The sequence below is a fragment of the Limnofasciculus baicalensis BBK-W-15 genome (assembly GCF_024178385.1).
Taxonomy (GTDB): domain Bacteria; phylum Cyanobacteriota; class Cyanobacteriia; order Cyanobacteriales; family Coleofasciculaceae; genus Limnofasciculus; species Limnofasciculus baicalensis.
In genome coordinates, this window is record NZ_JAMZMM010000002.1 from 1 (window position 1) to 19410 (window position 19410).

Here is a 19410-nt window from a genome sequence, read left to right on the forward strand (position 1 = left end):
AAATTTATTAAGATTAATTCTCAATACTTGACGAAATTGCGTCGTTTCAGCTATCATGGTCTAATAATCCGAAGGGGGGCTAATAACCTTTTGGAAGTTTTATGCGTTATTATGAGCTACTTTAGTTTAGGTTGAAAATTTTCTGCGAGAGACAAAAATAACAAGGATAGATGTGCCATGGAAATCATCAAAAACAAATTAGAGCAAATCAAAATAGGACAGGAAACTACTTTCCGTAACTTAACCTTATTCCCTCTACTTAATGGAGGGATAGAACAACCAGATTACCTGACACTGGATGAAGCTTTAGCTCAGGGAGTGGCAAAAATAACCGAAGTTTCACAAGGGGGTAGTGTTCCGGAACTAAAATTAGTCAATGATAGCGATCGCGCTGTATTTTTATTAGATGGGGAAGAACTAGTTGGAGCGAAGCAAAATCGTATTCTTAACCTCTCAATTTTAGCACCAGCCAAGGAAACTCTCTTAATTCCAGTATCCTGTGTAGAACAAGGGCGTTGGTCCTATGCTTCAGCGGAATTTACATCTGCGGCTCGTACTCATTATGCAGGGGGAAGGGCGATGAAAATGAGTCAGGTAACCCAATCTCTTGAAACTACTGGAACCCGCCACTCTAATCAAGGTGAAGTTTGGCAGGATATTGCAGAAAAAAGTGGTCGGATGCGTTCAGCTTCGCCAACCCACGCTATGGCTGCTATGTACGAGCAACATTCTACCAATATAGAAGATTATGTTAAAGCTTTTGCGGCTATGGCAGGACAGGTGGGAGCATTATTTGCGATTAACGGGAAAATCATTGGTTTCGATTTATTTGATTATACTGCCACGTTGGAGAAATTATTGCCTAAACTAGTGCGGAGTTATGCCTTAGATGCTTTAGATAAGCAAGGGGATAATTCTCCTTCTCTTTCAACAGAAACAGTTGAGGAATTATTGCAAACAGTTAGTCAAGTGGAAGCTAAAACTTTTCCAGCAACTGGTATCGGCGATGATGTGCGATTCATAGGGGCAAAATTGACAGGTGGTGGATTAATCGCGATGGAAAGAGTGGTTCATCTGAGTGCATTTACTGTGGAAGATAATGGAGAGAATGCAAATGAATCTCGTGGCACAAATGTGAGCCGTGCCTCAATCCGGCGACAGCACTGGCAATCGCGATAAAGTACCCTGTTCAATCAGGCGATTCTAACCGCACAGCGACAGGAAGCACATAAACAAAATCCGCTGGTGTGGGTATTCTTATTACCAGGTGAATACTAGCGAACGGGTAGGGTGCGATCTTCGTAGCCTAACACACCCTACTTTTTAGAACGCGGTTAAGTTAATCAGAAAAAACTCACCGCGTCCCTCTGTATCCCTATCCCTGGATTATGATTAACGATCAGTACCATTAGATCGGGGCTATGGCTTGGTGGCGATGTAGGAATTGGTAAAGATTTTTAAAATTAAGGCAAAAACAGTTGTCGTTCCAGTAAAAAGAACCTAGTATGTACTGAGTATAATTATTTTACAGCAAAAAAACAGGAATATGAAATATGAAGAAAGTATAAAGGCAAATACTCCATACCCTGTTGGGTCATCCGGTCTACTTTCTTATCTGATGGCACTGCGCCCCCGTCAGTGGACTAAAAATCTGGTTGTTTTTGCAGCTCCATTATTTGCTTTTAGTATAAATATAAATTCCCTTGCCGGGAGTTTTTTAGCTTTTGTGCTGTTTTGTGCTGCCTCAAGTAGCTTCTACCTGATTAACGATATTGCTGACGTTAAATCCGATCGTCAGCATCCGGTTAAATGCAAACGTCCAATTGCCGCCGGACTAGTCAAAATTCCGATAGCGACAGGCATGGCTTTCATTTTATTAAGTGGCGCTCTGATTATTAGCTGGTTATGGTCTGGTTCATTAGGATTAACTATTTTAGCCTATGTAATTTTGCAAACTGCCTACAATATAACCCTTAAGCGTCGAGTAATTCTGGATGTAATTGCGATCGCGACTGGGTTTGTCTTGCGGGCTACCGCTGGGGGAGCAGCAACTGGAATTTACATTTCTCCTTGGTTTCTACTTTGCACAGCCATGTTAGCATTATTTCTGGCCATTGAAAAACGTAAAGCGGAACTGAGGGCGATAAGACTTGATGTTGGTAAAAGTCGTTCAGTCCTGAAACGCTATTCTTTAAATCTCTTAAGTCGCATGGAGAGTGTCATTACTGCCAACACAATTATGACTTATGCCCTATGGAGTTCTGGTCCACAATTGAAAGGTGCATCAACACCATGGATGATACTATCACTTCCCTTTGTAGTTTACGGTGTTTTTCGCTACCAACTTTTGAGCGATCCAAAGGAGATAGCCCGCAGGAAGAAATGCAATCCTGATGATGGTGTCCATTCAGAAAGACCCGAAGAAGTTTTACTCCGAGATATCCCCACACTATTAACTGTATTAGGTTGGATTCTCACAGTTTTTATCATTTTATTTCTCAAACATGAGGGTGTGATTCAGTGAAGCAAGAATAATAGGTATATTGACGGGTTTTGGATATAAATTCATGGTTATTTTTAGACAGAAACAACAAGTACTTAACCTGGCAGCGATCAATATCACTCAACTGAAAAGTGATGGCATTTGCGGCATCATTTTAGATCTGGATAATACCCTGATCTCTGAAGATGACAATTACATCTCCCCTGATGGAGAAGAGTGGATTAAGCAAGCTGAATCAGAGGGAATTAAATTCTTTATTCTCTCCAACGGTAAACGCCGATATCGTGTAGACTATTGGTCTAGTCGCCTCGGTATCCCAGCTATCAGCCCCGCCTATAAACCACTGCCCTTTAGCTTTCGCAAAGCCCAGGCGGCAATGGGGCTAAAATCTAAGGAGATTGTCGCGATCGGAGATAGTTTTCATACAGATATACTAGGATCGTGGTTGGTAGGATTTTCAAGTATTCAGGTTACTAGTTTGCCTCATCCACCACGTTGGTGGGAGAGAATTATGGGTCGTTGGGTGCAAATCCCTTACCTCTCTGAAGAGGAAGAGAGGCTGGTACAGTTTGACATTTCTCAATATCAGAACAATGCCAAATTTATCTAAAGATCAAGAGATTTCTAAATTAGCGTGGCAAGTCTATTGTGATGCGCCCATGTCGATTCGTTTGCTAGCATCAGCACGGACATATATTTGTCCGATGCTACCACTGCTAGTTGAAGTTCCTGATAATTCTACTATTTTCGACATTGGTTGCGGTAGTGGATTATTTTTATCACTTTTAGTCGCAAATAGCCAAGTTAGGAGTGGGATTGGCACTGATCTTAATATTAAAGCCCTGAATAGTGCCAAGTTAGCCACAAAAAGACTAACTGAAAAACAGCCAGAGGTAATGGTTGATTTTCAGCAAACAGGAGACTGTAAAGAATGGCCAAATACCTCCTTTTCAGTTGTCAGCATGATTGATGTGATGCACCATATTCCTCCCCAGGCACAATATACTGTCTTTGCAGCGGCAATCGAAAGAATTGCGCCAGGTGGTCGTTTAATTTATAAGGATATGTGCCTAAAACCTTGGTGGAAAGCTACGGCAAATCGTCTCCATGATTTGTTACTAGCCAGGGAATGGATTAACTATGTACCGATTGAAACTATCAAGGAATGGGGATCTCAATCTGGGCTTAAATTGGTCAATGAATCCTATTATTCCAGATACGTCTATGGTCATGAAAAGTTAGTTTTTGTTAAAAATTAATGGACTTATCGGATTTGGTATAACTCTTTAATCCTCTAATCCTCTAGTCCTGATTTAGTTTGGCTTGTTTCCTGTCGGAATGATTTAATCGAGGTTTATTTTTGTGCTTTAGATGGAATAATCCCTATGAGTAACTCTATAGAATTTATCAAAAGTTGGGGCAAAGAGAATAAGATAATTGCCGGATTTTGCCTATTTGTACTGGCAGAAATAATCTTATATTTTATCTGTGCCCATGGCATTGTTGAAGCCATTTATAATGGCAGTATACCAGGCTTTCCTACTTTAAAGGGCAAGTCGGTAAACTCTCTAGAGTTTTATCTGAATCGTGCGGATAAATTCTTTGTCCTTGCCAATGCTTATCTGGCTTTATCCATATCAGGCATATCTTTTTTTATCAGAGTATTTGCGATTGAGAGAATAAATTTAAGTGCCATTTTAAAGAGAGAAGTTATTAAGTTTAGGCAATTGATTGCTGAAAACAAAAAAACAATTATTCTTCTGTGTTCATTGACTGTTGGCTTTTATTGTTTATACCTTCTCCTGGGTCTCTTAATCATACCCGGCTACGGCTACAATAAGTTCACCTTTTACTTTGCAGATCAAGGAGATTGGGGCGAACTTGATTGGAGTAGATATCATAAGGGTTCTCATCCTCTCAGGTTGCTCATTTTAGCACCATTTGGCTTGCTAAAACTTTTATCTCCTCCGGTTCCCAAAATCGTACTTGCCATCATCCTCAATTCTTTCTTTGGCGCAGTAGGAATTTTTTTAGCATCCCTTTGTTTCTGGAATATAACCCAAAAGCATATTCCCACACTCCTCTGGACTGGACTTTTTGGACTTAGCATGACTCAGATGTTTTTTAGTACATTGATTGAGTCTCGTGTCCTGGGCACTGCCAGTATAATCGCTACCTATGTACTATTTATCATTTGCTTGAAACAGCAGAAGCTTTACTTAGGCTATTGGATTTTAGCTGGATTATTATCATTTGGGGTAACCATAACAAACTTCTCACATACTCTCATCTGTTTTACCGTACTAGTGCTTGGGCTAAACCTGAGAAATAGAATTGTGAGGGTTATGGAGTATGTAGGTGGTATTTTTATAATAGCTTTTGTTCTCAGTCTTATCCAAAAACAGCTTTTCAATGGCAAATACTTTTTTATCCCAGGTACAGTTTCTAAAGAATTAGAGTGGGTGAATATAACTATATTCAATCAGCCATTGGTGGTTTCGCAAGAGTTAATTAGACATTTCTTCCTGGTCAACTTCATTGCCCCATCACCGTTTCCTGATGAAATTATCCCAGGGACTAAAATAATTTTAGACTTATTCAACCGACCGATGATTTATAATACAATCGGTTTAATCTCTGTAATTCTCTGGTTATTATTCCTGGCTGTTGGTCTATATAAAAATATCTCATCTATGGCAAAACCCAACAACCGATATTTTTTCATTGCTCTTATTTTAGTAACAATCTCTAATTTAATGTTCTACTCCATTTTTGATGTACGGGAAATGTTTATTTTCACTCCTTACTTTAGTTTCCCAGTTGTACTGCTTGCCCTTAACCCGTCAATAATGAAAAAACGTTATTTTATAGCAGGGACGATATTATTAGTTGGATGTATGGGCATTAATAATTTGATCGTTATCGGACAAATTATCTCTCTAGCCCGAAGTTAATTGCTAGTCCATTGCGGCAAAAATTTTTCATCAGTTTCAAAAGAGGGAATAGGGCTTCGATAACTACTATTTCAACTACTATTTCAACTACTATTTCATGATAAATAAAGAAAACCTAACCCACTACCCCTACCCCTCAACCCGACGAGTAATTATGGGGAAAAACCACGCCGTAGCCACCAGCCAACCCCTAGGCACCCTAGCAGGAATGCAAATGTTTTGGGCAGGGGGAAACGCAGTAGATGCAGCCATAGCAACTGCGATCGCACTTACGGTAGTCGAACCCACTTCTAATGGTATTGGTGCCGATGCTTTCGCCTTAGTTTGGGATGGCAAACTTCACGGGTTAAATGCTTCTGGAAAAAGTCCCCAAAACCTAACCCTAGCCAACTTCGCCGGGATGAATAAAATTCCCGTTACAGGTTGGTTACCTGTCACTGTACCAGGTGCAGTATCTGGATGGCGTAAGTTATGGGAAAGTTGGGGAAAATTACCTTTTGAACAGTTATTTGCACCTGCAATTAGGTATGCTGAAGAGGGTTTTCCTGTATCACCTGTAACGGCAGCGGCGTGGCAAGGGGCTGAGAATATTTTCTTGCCATTAAAAGGTGGTGAATTTGAGCATTTTAAATCGGTATTTTTTCCTAAAAATCGCGCACCTAAAGCTGGTGAAGTTTGGGGTAGTAAAGTTCATGGAAAAACACTGAGAGCGATCGCAGCCAGTGGGGGAGAAAGTTTTTATCAGGGAGAAATTGCTAAAACTATTGCTAATTTCGCTTCTGATACGGGTGGCTTTTTAACAAAAGACGATTTAGCAACTCATCAAGCAGATTGGGTTGAACCAATATCTACTAATTATCGTCACCTTACCGTTTGGGAAATTCCCCCTAATACTCAAGGAATTGCTGCTTTAATAGCATTAAATATTTTAGAATGTTTTGATATTACTAAATATCCTCGCGAGTCAGTCGAAAGTTATCACCTGCAAATTGAGGCAATGAAATTAGCATTTGCTGATGTTCATCGTCATGTTACTGACTCTCGGTTTATGGAGGTAAGGATAGAACAACTATTAGATAAAGGATACGCTAAAAAACGTCAGCAACTAATTGGAGAAGATGCCATTTCTTTAGCGGAACCAGGTTTGCCTCAAGGAGGAACAGTTTATTTAGCTGCTGCTGATGGGGAATTAATGGTATCGTTTATTCAATCAAATTATGCAGGTTTTGGTAGTGGAATTTTGGTTCCTGGTACGGGAATAGCACTGCAAAATAGAGGATTAGGTTTTACTTTAGAAGCAAATCATCCGAATCAATTTGCACCAGGTAAACGTTCCTTCCATACTATTATTCCTGGTTTTATTACTCAAGATGGTGAACCATTAGGACCATTTGGGGTAATGGGAGGACCAATGCAGCCCCAAGGACATCTACAAGTTATTGTGAATATGGCAGATTATAATATGAATCCCCAGGCGGCACTTGATGCTCCCAGATGGCAATTTGTAGATGGGAAACAGGTGCTTTTAGAGGATAATGTATCGAGTGATATAGCTTTGAAATTGCTAGAAAGGGGGCATGATATTCGGGTTATTTCAGATAGGGGAGATTTTGGGAAGGGGCAGATGATTTTGCGGCAAGATGGTGTTTTGGTGGCTGCTTCTGAATCTCGTGGGGATGGGTTGGCTTTGGCAGGGTAGATGGGGCAGTGGAGACTGTCAGCTAAATTACAATCTTTGAGCCGTTAAGCAAATAAGCTTTTCTTCTTGATTTCTGAATAAAACTAATGGTTCATCGTACAAGGAAAAACTATAAGGTTTATTTTTGGGAAAATCTTGTACAAAACATACAGGATACCAAGATTGCCTCCAGTTAAACTCTTGCTCATCTTCAGGTGTGAGTAATTACAGTCTTATCTTCGTTTGCCTGCAAAATTCTGATCCCTTGAGAGGATTTAATAATTTCTCGATCTGGAGAGTAGACAGTCCATATACCGTGCCAAGGATTGGCTTCTGTTGTCAGGTGGCCAAATAATTTTTCCCAGTGTTGTTCTTGTAGATTCATCATTTTATTTGCTAAATTCTTTCTTCTTTGATGATGAGAAATCCTTTTAATGTCGAGTCTTCTGCAAAAACTGTCGCGGTGCGAACCCGATGATCTTTGCCCGCAAAAGTTATGGTTTCAATTTCTCTAGGTGTGCCTGTGGCTTTATTGATAACTTTAAATGTAATTACGTTATCCTCTTGTTCTAAAGCAGTTAAGTCGTAATCTTTGAACCTGGCATCTTCCCCGACAACCTCTAACTTTACTTTTCCTCCGCCGATGGGGATAATATCAAAGCTCTGACTAGCAGTTGTGCCATCAGGATAAATATAAGTGTTAGTGAGAACCCACTTATCCACAACTTCTTCAAAGGTTTGAGCAATTTTGTAATGCTTTAATTCCTGAAGATCCGCATCCAGAAATCTAACATTTCCCTCCCATTTGCCAACATTTTGCGAAAATACCTTATAGGTATTTAGTAAATTATCTGAACTAGAGTCAAGAGTAGACATAGTGGAAACTCTTCTTTACGCGATCGATCATACCATAAATCCTACCTCCAAATAGGTAGGTAGGGAAGGGATAACACCAAGAAACTGATGGAATCAACTAGCTTTGAGTGTTTTGTAAGATAGGATAATCTACCACCACTTTAGTTGTAAATAACCTCGTTCCGGTTGAGTGGTTTCCTCTTCAGTCAGCCATTCCACTGGTTTGTAAGTACCAAAAACTCGATCCCACCAGTCTAGAGCCAAACCAAAATTATGATGCCACATGCCATATTTGTGGTGGACGTAATGTACAGGCATTTTCATCCAAAAACATTTGGTAGGATTTTCATGTTGAAGCTGATGGGCGTAGGCAGAAAATGCGGCATAAACTAATCCACCCAGAAACCAACCAATGCCAGCAGTCAAAGATACAAAAAATAGCAAACACATAACAATTACACTACCCCGCACGTAATCCCTGAACTCCCACAGTACCCCTTGTCCTTCATTGCGGCGGTGATGGTCACGGTGACGCTCACCAATTTTAGCATTGACGTGCATTAGGCGATGGAGCCAGTATTCGACTAAACTGGCTAGAATAAAAGCTAAAACGAAACAGCCGATTCCGATAGCTGTGCTTTCTAATGGTGTCATGACTAACTCTACCTGACAATTTTTCTAGGAACTATCCTGACTATTTTGACACGAGATATAGCAATTGTGTCACGGAAATAGGGGCGAAGGAATCGGAAATTGGTAACGGGGAATTAGTAATGGGCAAAGGGGAATTGCCCAAATAGCCTCATGAGACTCGAAGCCGTCTAGCCCGACGCGCCTAAAATCTGCTTTAATCATCGTTTACTTAAGTTTTGGTCATGGCTGTGAGGGGTAAATGACAAATTATTTGTTTCCACTATTGACAACTGTAGCTAGATATGCAAAAGCAAGGTTTGTTCAAAAAACCTACCACACTGAGGCGGCACAGGAACATTTTCTCCTGAAGCTTTTGCAGAATCATCAGGATACCGAACTTGGTCGTCTATATGGGTTGAGGGATATCAAAACTATCAATCAATTTTGCGATCGCGTCCCTATTTTACCCTACAGTAGCTACGAACCTTATACCAATCGCATTTTTCAAGGTGAACCCAATATTCTCACTCCAGATCCTGTAGTTTATATTAATCTTACTAGTGGTTCCACGGGGGCAAAAAAACTGATTCCTGTCACTAAGCGATTTCAGAATTCATTGAAACAGGCAAATCTGGCAAGTATGGGATTTTTAGCCGATGCTTTAAGTAATAAAAAACGCAAGTTTGGCAAATTACTCCTCACGAATTCAGTCGAACTTTTGGGACGGACACCTGGGGGAATTGAATACGGAGCAGCCAGTGTAGGGGTGCTGCGGATGGGGAAGTTTCTCTACGAACAAATCTTTACTAATCCTTTTGAGACACTTCTACCTAATGATAGCTTGGTTCGCCACTATATTTGTTTACTTTTTGCATTATGCAATCGCAATTTACGGGGAGTAATTGCTAATTTTCCCATGTTAGTTTTGCGGATCTGTGATTATTTAGAACGGTATGGAGAAGAACTAATTATAGATTTAGAAAAAGGAACTATTGCTAATTGGTTAGATCTGGAGCCGGAACTGATTTCAAGATTACAATCTAAATTAATTGCCAATCCACTTCGTGCTAAGGAATTAAGACATATTCTAAATAGCGAAGGACGCTTGACACCGAAATTTATTTGGCCTAATTTATCCTTTGTGGCTACAGCACGAGGAGGAACTTCTGATTTTTATTTCGAGCGTTTTCCTAGTTATTTTGGGGATACTCCTGTATTTGGTGCTGTTTATTCCTCCGCTGAAGCAACTTTTAGTATTTACCCAGATTTAGATGCCGATGGTAGTATTTTGGCAATTGAAAGCGGCTTTTTTGAGTTTATTCCTGAAGATCAGTGGGAAGCAGAAAATCCCCAAACCCTGTTACCAACGGAAGTAAAGGTTGGGGAATATTACCGCTTACTGGTGACAAATTATAGTGGTTTTTATCGTTACGATATTGGCGATGTGGTGGAGGTGGTGGGATTTTACAATACTGCACCCCTAATTGTCTTTCGCTATCGGCGTGGTGGGATACTATCAGCAACAACAGAAAAGACAACGGAGTATCATGTCACTCAGGTAATGGAGGATTTGCAAAAAGAATTTGGTGTATTTTTAGAGGATTTTTGTATTACTCTCTCTGAAAATATTGTCGAGCCATACTATCTAGTTAATATTGAATTGCGTCCAGGCGAAAAGATAGACAACCCACAATCATTCATTGCCAGTTTTGAGGTAAAATTAAAGGAAGCAAATATGTCATATTCGGTGAAGCGACCGAATAATTTTATCTCCCCACCACGTTTGCGCATTTTAGCAGCAGGTAGTTTTGCTATAGTCCGTCAGCGTCAGTTGGCAAAAGGGGTTCCAGATTCTCAGTTGAAGTTTCCTCATATTAGTGGAGATCGAGAATTTTTAGCAGGTTTAGTAGTAGAAAGAGAGGTTATGCTTCCTGGTGATTTAAACTAATAGGATCTTATTAGAGAATTCAAAAAACCTAACCCCCCAGCCCCCTTCCCTGGCAGGGAAGGGGGAGAATCAAAGGCAATCTCCTCGGTAAAAATGTAAAATTGAGTGTCGTATAATAAAATCAAAAAACCAGATTGGAAAGGGGCTAAACTATCAAAACAACCTAAAGTGATGTATAGTATGACCAAACTCATCATCCAAATTCCTTGCTACAACGAAGAAGCAACCCTAGGATTAACCCTGTCAGAACTTCCCCGTGAAATACCAGGAGTTGATACTGTAGAGTGGTTAGTAATTAATGATGGGAGTATCGACCAAACTGTGGAGGTAGCGAAAGCTTGTGGAGTGGATTTCATTGTCAGTTTTGACCACAATCAAGGTTTAGCAAAGGCTTTTATGGCTGGTATTGAGGCATGTTTAAAAGCAGGAGCTGATATTATTGTTAATACAGATGCTGACAATCAGTATTGTGCCGCAGATATTCCCAATCTAATCGCACCAATCTTACAAGGAGAGGCAGATATTGTAGTAGGATCGAGACCAATTCAGGACATCAAACATTTTTCACCAACCAAAAAGTTTCTCCAAAAACTAGGCAGTTGGGTAGTAAGAATTGCCAGTAATACAAAAATTTCTGATGCCCCTAGTGGCTTCCGTGCGATCAGCAGAAATGCCGCGATGCAGCTTAATGTATTTAATCCTTATACTTATACTTTAGAAACGATCATTCAAGCTGGACAAAAAGGAATGGTAATCGTATCTGTACCAATTAGAACAAATGGGTATCTCCGCCCCTCCCGTTTGGTTAAGAGTATTCCCTCTTATATTCAGCGCTCGATTCTCACAATTATTCGGATTTTCATGACATATCGACCACTCCAGTTTTTCACAATTCTGGGGACGGTTCCTTTTAGCTTAGGGTTTATTTTAGGAGTGCGTTGGTTAGTGCTATTCTTTAGTGGAACGCCAAGAAGTCACGTTCCCAGCTTGGTTTTATCAGCTATTCTCATTCTGATTGGCGTTCAATTATGGATATTTGGTTTAGTTGCCGATTTAATGGCAGTAAATCGTAAAATATTAGAGGATATCCAATTACGACAAAGACGAGGAGAAATTGATTCTTATCAAAATAAGTATAAATGAATAACAAATAACAAACAACAACAAACAACAAACAACTAACAACTAACAACCAACAACCAACAACCAATGACTAAAAACATTTTTGCCCGCGAAGCATTAGCCCAAATCCCCAAAATTTTAACACTACTAGACAGAAATCCTCATAGCCCAACTTACGGTTGCTTCGATCGCAATTTCTGGCAATATAAAATTATCGACTTTCCCAGCGGGATGGCACAGGAATTTGTTTTACCTTTAGCCTTAGTTTACAATACTCCCTTACCAGACAACCCTTTCTATCAAAAACCAGCTATTCGCGATTGGGTGGAAGCCGGAATTCTCTACGCAGCATCCAGCGCCCATCCAGATGGCTCTTGCGATGATTATTTTCCCTTTGAAAGGGCTGGAGGTGCGGCGGCATTTTCCCTACTGGCTTGTATAGAAAGTTATCAAGAATTGGGATTAAATAATTTTACGGCACTGAAATTTTTTGAAACCCGCGCCGATTGGTTAGCTCACCATAATGAAAGTGGACGACTGACAAATCATCAAGCTTTAATTGTATTATGTCTGGAATTACTCACAAATCTCTTACAAACCAATAAGTGGGATAAAGCAAGAGTACAACGTTTAGAGCGAGTTTTATCTTGGCAAAATCGCGAAGGTTGGTTTATTGAATATGAAGGGTGCGATCCTGGATATCATACATTAACAATTTCTTGTTTAGCAAGAATTTATCAACTTCGTCCAGATCCTCGCCTGAAGGAAGCACTAATTAAAGCCGTTCAATTAGCCGCAGAATTCGTACATCCAGATGGATCTTATGGAGGAGAATATACTAGTCGCAATACCTATAATTTCTTCCCACATGGATTTGAATTAGTAGGGAAATGGTTCCCCGATGCCCTGCGAATTAACGATCGCATTCTCGTAGGATTAGAGAATGGATTGGGTTCCTGCTATGCTGATGACCATATTATCGGGCATCATACTTGGAACTATTTACTAACTTGGCGAGATTTTGTTGAAAATAGACCCCAAATAACTCCTCGTACCCAAGGTAGGATTTGGCTGAAAGAAGCCAAAATTTTAATCGAGCGCCGTCAGGATACTGAACTGTATTTATCTTTAAATAAAGGTGGGGTATTTAAGCTATTTAGAGGGAATAATTTAATTGCTTCCGACACCCAATTTTCTCTACAAATAAAATCAGGGAAAAAAGTTCAAAATGCTGTGGGGCATTTGGTCGATTCTTATCAAGTTAAAGTTAGTGAAGATGACATTAGTATTGAGGGAAATTTGGGATGGGCTAAACAAAAACAAATGACTACCATTAATTTAATGATTCTGCGGGTAGTAATGTTTACCGTAGGGCGATTCTTTCCTAACTTAATCCGCAAACTATTACAAAAAGTATTAATTACAGGCAAGAAAAAAGCCCCTTTTCATTTCAGTCGTCGTTTGGAATGGCATCAGGGACAATGGTGTGTTCGCGATGAGTTAAAAGCCAAGTCTTGGCAAGGAGTTGTTGCTGTAGGAATTGGTGGGGATCAAACTTCAATTTATGTAGTAATGAGTCGCACATTTCAACAAGGGCAATTACAGCCTTGGCTCGATTTAACTGATGAAGTTAAGAAGCTGAATAAAGATGATACTCTGAAGATAGATAGGAATTTTTAAATTGGTTGTTGGTTATTGGTTGTTGGTTATTGGTTATTGGTTGTTGGTTATTGGTTATTGGTTGTTGGTTGTTGGTTGTTGGTTGTTGGTTGTTGGTTATTAGTTACTAGTTTCTTGTCCATAAATCTATAATAAACAATTAATAACCAATATTAAACAAATAACAAAAAACAAATAACAAATAACAAACAACCAATTCATGAAACGAGTTATTTCTATCCTGGTTAGCCTAATAATTTTAGTAGTCATCTACACTAAGATAGACTTTACCCGACTGATTGCCGTATTCCAAAATTGCGATCGCAGTTGGATGGCGATTAGTCTGGGAATGGTAGTGCCCCTCACCTTATTTACCTCCTGGCGACTGCAACAACTCATGCCAAGTGGCTCTCGTCTCGGATTTTTAGAGGCAAATCGATTAATTTTGGCAGCTAGTGTATTAAATATGGTTTTGCCATCCAAGATGGGGGATATTGCCAAAGCCTATTTTATGAAACAACGGGGTCATTTGGGAGGTACATTATCCTTATCGCTAGTAATTTTTGAGAAAGCTTGCGATATGTTGTCACTCCTGTTATGGTGTGTCTTTGGGTTATTAGTTTATCCCCAGAAGACTTGGTTATTTTGGGTGATGACTGTGGCAGTAGGGGTGGGTTTGGTGATGGGAGTCTTGTTGTTAGCTTCTAAGAAATTTGCCTATTTCTTTTTCTTAGTGGCGAGGAAGATTGCACCGAAGAAACTGCGGTTAAAGCTGGAAACTATGCAAGCCTCTTGGGGAGAAATGCACGATTATTTCTGGCGAGATAGAGTTCAACTTATCAAAATTACTGGAACTTCAATTTTTATTTGGTTTTTACACTTATTGCAAATTTGGTTTTTTATCCTAGCGCTGAAAGCTTGGACTCCTTTTTTAGCTAATCTCGCCCTTTCTCCATTAGCGATTTTAGCAGGATTATTGCCATTGACGTTTGCCGGAGTTGGTACTCGCGATGCGGCATTGGTTTTGTTTTATCAACCCTATTTTGATGGGGCAACTGCTGCGGCTTTGGGGGTGCTTTGTACGTCTCGTTACTTATTACCTGCGATTGGTGGTTTGCCGTTTTTGGGGCAATTTTTGGCAACAGTGCGGGGGATAAAAGGTGAGAGTGGGGAGTAGAGAGTGGGGTAGTATAAATTAAAAATTGCCATGGAAATAGACGATAATTATTTGAAAATATTCTTCCCCACTCCCCAGAATAGTTCTCAGTTTTGAATTAAAACTCAAAACTCAAAACTCAAAACTCAAAACTCAAAACTCAAAACTCAAAACTCAAAATTTAAAACTCTTTTCCCCACTCCCCATTTTTTATGTTTGTATCGCAAATTCCTCCGGATGAGTACCCCAATTTACCCAACAAATTGCTTCACGGGCAGAATTCATATTCGGTGGTACGCGCAAAGCATGAATATGTCTAGTACTCGGACAAATCATTTTTAACAGATACATTGGCTCAACATCAACATTATCGATTTTTAAGAGAGTATATTCCTCATATACATCTAATTGTTGTGCTTGCAACTCCTGACAAATTCGTCCATAACCGATAGTTTCAATTAACAATCGCCTCACTTCCGCATTCTTCTCCTCCAAAATCCATTTTGCTTCCCATTGATGAGAATGAAGCATCCCATATTTTTCCGGCAAGGTTACACCGTGAAAGATGTACTCGCGAAAGAAGCCATCAGCAAACTGAATCGCAGGTTGAGCTTCGGCGTGAAAATTATCGTCACTATCAAATGATAGATGGGTTGGGCGCTCGCTTACCAGACAAACTTCATCAAATGCTAAAATATAGCTCCCATGATTTACTAATAACTGATACGCTTCCCATTGTTGCGGATTATGAGGTAAATTCAGTACAGAAATGTAAAAATCTAATTTAGGCAAAACACAGAGACATCCGCCAGTTTTGATAAGGCTATATAAATCCCCTCCAAGTTGGCTATATAGTTGACTTGCTTTGCCTTTGCGTAATTCACTATTGATTTCGCCCCGTAATCTAGCCTCGAAGCGACTCCTGAGATTGCACACTAGTTTTCCGAGTAATTGATTCATCAAATCTTCTTCCAATTGGTTCCCAATTTGTTGATCCAATTGCTCTTGTAATTGACTCCTCAATTCACAGGATAGCGGATTTTCAAAGTGAGTGAATAAGGAGCCTCTAATTTGGTCAATCGAGAAACGAAAAACAGCATCTGGACTATCAAAAAACAGGATGTTTGGTGCATTTTTTCCAACTAATTGATAGGCTTTATTGATGTTGTCAGATACTTGTTTCCGGTCAAGTGGCTCGTTAGATAAGAGAATTTTTTTCCACTTTTCGTAGTAGTGATGCAACCATTGCTCTTGTTCTGGAGTCACTTCTTTAATCTTAGTCTGCGACATATTTCCATCCTTCTGGTGAATATTCTCTTTGAATCTGTACTATCCAATTACCTTGGGGAATTGCAATTTCATGATGTTCGTCATGGGTGAGAAAAGCTGTCTGGGAAATGACTCGCAGATAAAGAATGCCGTTTTTTTCGTACAACTCTGCATCTCCGGCAGTGATATGGTGTTTGTGTCCCGTTACTTCACCTTCTGCGAGAATCAGGTGGGGTAATATTTGTCCCTGAATCTGCTGAATTGGTAGCAAAATTACGTCACCTTGTCGAATTGGTTTCATGGGTATTCTCAAAAATTGACTGCTACTTGAATTGGGTAGTATTATCGATTGGATAGATGTAACAATTGATTCACCAAGATAACTGTCAAGACTGTTGAACCATATTTATTTTTGATTTCCTGACATTTCTCTTTACAGAGTTGCTCAGTGACAGCGATTTCCTCCTTAGTTTCAAGTATTTTTTCCTGTAGTTGTTGTTCCCTGGATTCTTGGCATTTAAAGATATTCATGCTTCTCCTGATAGGTAAATGACTCTTGAGGTACAATCCGCGATAGCAGTGGTGTTTAGTTTTGATTAGTTGCGCATTTCGTTGCTATCTCAACTTGCAACCCATCACCCCTTAATCGCTGCTTCTCTATTCATCCTAAAAATAGACTAACCCAGAAAATACTCAGTAGTTACCTAATCAACAGTTAGGAAATAGGTTAGGATGGTGAAAATAGGCTAAATCAAGAGCATACCGAGTAGTTACCCGATCGACACTTAGGAAATAGGTTAGGATGTTGGTTAGGTACTTTACAGCTATCCTCAGTAATCTAAAGAATGACTCAGTTTTTACAAGCAGCGGATGAGTGGGATTTAGAAAGGCTCTACCAAAATCTGGCAGATGCCAAGCGACAATTTGCACCTCACAAACAACGTGGACTGACTCCGGTGGAAAAGCTGCATTTACGAGGATTGCTTTGTGGCTATAATCCAGAGGAGATTGCCGAACAGCTTTATAATGCTTCTGCGGGAGTTAGAGTTGCTCTTTCTAACACCATATATCGATTTTAAAACATATTGCTATTCAGTGTAATAAAGGCGAGTTTCAATCTAACCAGATCCCAGTTTTTATTCCTATAAAAATCTTTGCGGAGGATACCAGATATATTGCTAATTTCGACTTATTGAGTATCGCAAGATTGGGCGCAATTAGCAGTTCAGCGATGAACAAAAACAATTACTAAAACAGTATTATGATGCCAATAAGTTACTAGTAGATTGCCTCAATAGCGCTGCTAATGTTACTCCCGCAGTGCGACAAGAAATTGAGGACACCTTGTTATTACCCATTGTTGAAATTGATAAAAGAGGTAAATCCTAAGAGAAATATAGTCTTTTGACTAATCTGATGAAGCGATCGCTCCTTTTGGATGATAGTATAAATGCGATCGCCAAGCCCTTATCATTAATATTGACTGCCTTTTCCTAAACTAAACCTATCGTGACAACAGGAGCAATTCCCGATGAAAGTCCACGCAATTTACAAGAGCAACTCCTCCTCGAAGATGCTAAAGCGGGAAATTGTAGATCCATTCAAGTCGGTACAGATAAACTACTGAGGGATGCACCACGACTGGTAGCTATTTATGGCGGTACTCCTGAAGATTGGCATAAAATGACAAGTAATCAAGCCTTTGAAATTAATGGAGTATCCGTACAAGTTCATTGGTTTCGCAACAGTCAAACTTTGGAAGACTTTGAATTTAAGTTCAAACGCCAATATCCCAAAGCAGCACCGAAAAACCTCTAAAAAGTAAAATCATGAAAATTCGTTGTATCGCCAATACCGGAAGATCTCTTCCTGATAGTTACCTCAATCCCAGATTAGGTTACACAAAAGAATTAGAATTTCCCCTAACCATTGGCAAAGACTATATAGTTTACGCATTCTCTACAAAACAGGAACAGATTTGGTACTATGTCTGCGAGGATAACTACATGTATTATCCAATGAGGAGTCCCGCACCATTATTTGAGGTAGTTGATAACAGAATGTCCGCCTATTGGAGGTTAAAGATTTCCCTCAATGGTTTGTTAGAAGTTGCATTCGATCAGTGGTTCTCCGACCCTTATTTTTATGATAAACTAACGGATCAAGAGGAAGAAGAAGTTTTAATATTTGAGAAAGTTAAAGAGATGATGGATTTAGAAGCTTTTTCTCCAGCACACATGCTTATTGATTACACTCGAATGCAAGCTTCATCATTAGCTAGTTGAAAAATAGGTGAACCAAGTGAAAAAAAACGATCGCCACCTCCGTGATGGAATTGCTACTAACAAATAAACGAGGAATCTGATAAGATCGATCGCTCCTTTTGTATGGGAGTATAAATGCGATCGCTACCCTGCATTATTAGCCTTAACAGACAAAGATTCCAGAAACTGAACGACTTCACCCAGCATCGCATCTGGTAGTTTCTCTAAAAGTGCTGTGGCTCTATGACGAACTTCGCTACCTATTTCTTCTGTTGACTGCTCTTTAGTCATGCCATCTCTATTTCCTTCATAACTTTCCAGTACCCTGTCATTTTGAAATGATTTCAGCTTCGATACTGCTTCTTCAGGTGTAACAAAATTACCTACATCTGCTGGAAATTCAACCACTTCTTTATTGTAAAACTTAACCACCAGCTTACTCACATTCATCGCCACCCGCTGATTAAATCTAAATACTTCTGAAAATTCGCGATTGCCATCAGTAGTTTGAAGCGATTTATCTCCCAGTTGATTTACTTCAGTTGTAAACAAAAATTTGTGCATATCTGCCCCTATAGATAACAATACTTCGTGCAATCTAGGTTCATTTGTAGGTTTAATAGACAAAACTTTTACATTCATCGTCTTAATGAGTAAATTGCTTGAAGATTCCAGTAATTTATGAATTCTTCTCTATTAATTCCACTTAGTAAGTCGTTTCAGCACCTGCATCGCCTCATTCAGTCCATTATTCCGACTATTAGATAAACTAAACAAATCTGACAGTCCATACTGATTAATCTCACCACGATTCAGCTTAATGAAGATATACTCTTCCCCATTTGTTATCATACCAAAAGTCTGGTTTTCCGGATGAGGATTCCCCATCATGTATGCTAGAGTCTGCGGCACAGCCCGCGCCACACTAAAACCATATTCCTTACTCTCAATCACCACAACCCAGAATTGCTCTTGCACAACTAAGGCATCAATTCTTCCTTGTAAAACCTCATCTCTATCTTGACTAATAATCTCAACTTTCAGAAAATTCTCACCTCGAATCCTCAACGGCAAATCGCACAACCCCATCAGATCCAGAAGCGGATGTACTATAATAATGTTAACCGTACCTTCAGAAATTTCATCCTCTTCCATATAAGAAAGATAGCGATTCTTTAATCTCTGTAATCCTGCTTTTTCACTCTCAGTCAGTTCCGGCAAATCTGTCAGCCATTCAGTAAAAAATAGAGGTTCATTACTCCGATACAAATTGAACTTAAGCCGCAGATCGCTTAATTTGGTAATCGTTTTAGTAATAGCTGTTTCTTGAGGCATATATTTTTTGAGATAAATGACTTGTACTAATCTT

General features: G+C 39.6%; 21 protein-coding genes and 2 pseudogenes. 14 read left to right on the top strand and 9 right to left on the bottom strand.

The genetic code is table 11. The annotated features are described in order from the left end of the window. The first annotated feature begins 177 nt into the window (after positions 1-177). The 6 genes from NJ959_RS00215 (at position 178) to NJ959_RS00240 (ending at position 7156) form a co-directional block, all read left to right on the top strand. Positions 178-1179 (top strand): ARPP-1 family domain-containing protein, encoded by a 1002-nt coding sequence (locus NJ959_RS00215; RefSeq protein WP_254009724.1) that lies wholly within the window; start codon positions 178-180, stop codon positions 1177-1179. 337 nt (positions 1180-1516) lie between these two features. Beyond that, positions 1517-2524, top strand: coding sequence for a decaprenyl-phosphate phosphoribosyltransferase (locus tag NJ959_RS00220; protein ID WP_373693572.1), 1008 nt, complete (start codon positions 1517-1519; stop codon positions 2522-2524). A gap of 43 nt (positions 2525-2567) precedes the next feature. Then, positions 2568-3113, top strand: coding sequence for a YqeG family HAD IIIA-type phosphatase (locus tag NJ959_RS00225; RefSeq protein ID WP_254009726.1), 546 nt, complete (start codon positions 2568-2570; stop codon positions 3111-3113). Further along, positions 3097-3762, top strand: coding sequence for a class I SAM-dependent methyltransferase (locus NJ959_RS00230; RefSeq protein ID WP_254009727.1), 666 nt, complete (start codon positions 3097-3099; stop codon positions 3760-3762). Before NJ959_RS00225 ends, NJ959_RS00230 begins: the two co-directional genes overlap by 17 nt. A gap of 126 nt (positions 3763-3888) precedes the next feature. Beyond that, entirely contained in the window at positions 3889-5457 is a 1569-nt protein-coding gene (locus tag NJ959_RS00235) for a hypothetical protein (RefSeq protein WP_254009728.1), read from the top strand. Between the two features lie 97 nt (positions 5458-5554). Further along, entirely contained in the window at positions 5555-7156 is a 1602-nt protein-coding gene (locus NJ959_RS00240; protein ID WP_254009729.1) for a gamma-glutamyltransferase family protein, read from the top strand. Between the two features lie 42 nt (positions 7157-7198). Here NJ959_RS00240 and NJ959_RS30025 read toward each other — a convergent pair. The 4 genes and pseudogenes from NJ959_RS30025 to NJ959_RS00260 all read right to left on the bottom strand — a co-directional run. Beyond that, positions 7199-7348 (bottom strand): annotated as a pseudogene (locus NJ959_RS30025) (Rieske 2Fe-2S domain-containing protein); the annotation flags it as partial. Next, positions 7347-7523: a DUF3598 family protein gene (locus tag NJ959_RS00250; RefSeq protein ID WP_254009730.1), complete on the bottom strand. Its 177-nt coding sequence runs from the start codon at positions 7521-7523 to the stop codon at positions 7347-7349. The gene NJ959_RS00250 and the pseudogene NJ959_RS30025, both read right to left, overlap by 2 nt. An 8-nt stretch (positions 7524-7531) precedes the next feature. Then, on the bottom strand, positions 7532-8011 hold the full coding sequence (locus NJ959_RS00255; protein WP_254009731.1) for a DUF3598 family protein: 480 nt from the start codon (positions 8009-8011) through the stop codon (positions 7532-7534). A gap of 129 nt (positions 8012-8140) precedes the next feature. Beyond that, on the bottom strand, positions 8141-8644 hold the full coding sequence (locus tag NJ959_RS00260) for a sterol desaturase family protein (protein ID WP_254009732.1): 504 nt from the start codon (positions 8642-8644) through the stop codon (positions 8141-8143). 238 nt (positions 8645-8882) lie between these two features. Between NJ959_RS00260 and NJ959_RS00265 the strand changes: the two genes are divergently transcribed. The 4 genes from NJ959_RS00265 (at position 8883) to NJ959_RS00280 (ending at position 14529) form a co-directional block, all read left to right on the top strand. Then, positions 8883-10571 carry a GH3 auxin-responsive promoter family protein gene (locus tag NJ959_RS00265; RefSeq protein WP_254009733.1) on the top strand — a complete coding sequence of 563 codons (1689 nt, stop codon included), beginning with the start codon at positions 8883-8885 and terminating at the stop codon, positions 10569-10571. A 180-nt stretch (positions 10572-10751) separates the two neighbouring features. Further along, on the top strand, positions 10752-11714 hold the full coding sequence (locus tag NJ959_RS00270) for a glycosyltransferase family 2 protein (protein WP_254009734.1): 963 nt from the start codon (positions 10752-10754) through the stop codon (positions 11712-11714). A 66-nt stretch (positions 11715-11780) separates the two neighbouring features. Next, complete coding sequence (locus tag NJ959_RS00275) at positions 11781-13373, top strand: hypothetical protein (RefSeq protein WP_254009735.1); 1593 nt, start codon at positions 11781-11783, stop codon at positions 13371-13373. A 199-nt stretch (positions 13374-13572) separates the two neighbouring features. Continuing rightward, positions 13573-14529, top strand: coding sequence for a lysylphosphatidylglycerol synthase transmembrane domain-containing protein (locus NJ959_RS00280; protein ID WP_254009736.1), 957 nt, complete (start codon positions 13573-13575; stop codon positions 14527-14529). 189 nt (positions 14530-14718) lie between these two features. Here NJ959_RS00280 and NJ959_RS00285 read toward each other — a convergent pair whose 3' ends face one another. The 3 genes from NJ959_RS00285 to NJ959_RS00295 are packed head-to-tail and all read right to left on the bottom strand — an operon-like array spanning position 14719 to position 16308. After that, positions 14719-15798 carry a DUF6745 domain-containing protein gene (locus NJ959_RS00285; RefSeq protein WP_254009737.1) on the bottom strand — a complete coding sequence of 360 codons (1080 nt, stop codon included), beginning with the start codon at positions 15796-15798 and terminating at the stop codon, positions 14719-14721. Continuing rightward, the gene (locus tag NJ959_RS00290) at positions 15785-16078 is read right to left on the bottom strand and encodes a DUF8820 family protein (protein WP_254009738.1); all 294 of its coding nucleotides are present in this window, start codon (positions 16076-16078) and stop codon (positions 15785-15787) included. The genes NJ959_RS00285 and NJ959_RS00290 overlap by 14 nt, the downstream gene beginning before the upstream one ends. A 41-nt stretch (positions 16079-16119) precedes the next feature. Then, positions 16120-16308: a hypothetical protein gene (locus NJ959_RS00295; protein ID WP_254009739.1), complete on the bottom strand. Its 189-nt coding sequence runs from the start codon at positions 16306-16308 to the stop codon at positions 16120-16122. Between the two features lie 314 nt (positions 16309-16622). On the opposite strand from NJ959_RS00295, the gene NJ959_RS00300 reads away from it, so the two are divergent. The 4 genes and pseudogenes from NJ959_RS00300 (at position 16623) to NJ959_RS00310 (ending at position 18062) form a co-directional block, all read left to right on the top strand. After that, positions 16623-16856, top strand: coding sequence for a hypothetical protein (locus tag NJ959_RS00300; protein ID WP_254009740.1), 234 nt, complete (start codon positions 16623-16625; stop codon positions 16854-16856). Between the two features lie 142 nt (positions 16857-16998). Beyond that, a pseudogene (locus tag NJ959_RS30520) lies at positions 16999-17166 on the top strand (NACHT C-terminal helical domain 2-containing protein); the annotation flags it as partial. Positions 17167-17286: 120 nt separating this feature from the next. Then, positions 17287-17595: a hypothetical protein gene (locus tag NJ959_RS00305; RefSeq protein WP_254009741.1), complete on the top strand. Its 309-nt coding sequence runs from the start codon at positions 17287-17289 to the stop codon at positions 17593-17595. A gap of 11 nt (positions 17596-17606) precedes the next feature. Further along, the gene (locus NJ959_RS00310) at positions 17607-18062 is read left to right on the top strand and encodes a hypothetical protein (RefSeq protein WP_254009742.1); all 456 of its coding nucleotides are present in this window, start codon (positions 17607-17609) and stop codon (positions 18060-18062) included. Between the two features lie 123 nt (positions 18063-18185). Here NJ959_RS00310 and NJ959_RS00315 read toward each other — a convergent pair whose 3' ends face one another. Further along, on the bottom strand, positions 18186-18605 hold the full coding sequence (locus NJ959_RS00315; protein ID WP_254009743.1) for a hypothetical protein: 420 nt from the start codon (positions 18603-18605) through the stop codon (positions 18186-18188). Positions 18606-18737: 132 nt separating this feature from the next. Continuing rightward, positions 18738-19376 (bottom strand): type I restriction endonuclease subunit R, encoded by a 639-nt coding sequence (locus tag NJ959_RS00320; RefSeq protein WP_254009744.1) that lies wholly within the window; start codon positions 19374-19376, stop codon positions 18738-18740. Positions 19377-19410 lie beyond the last annotated feature (34 nt).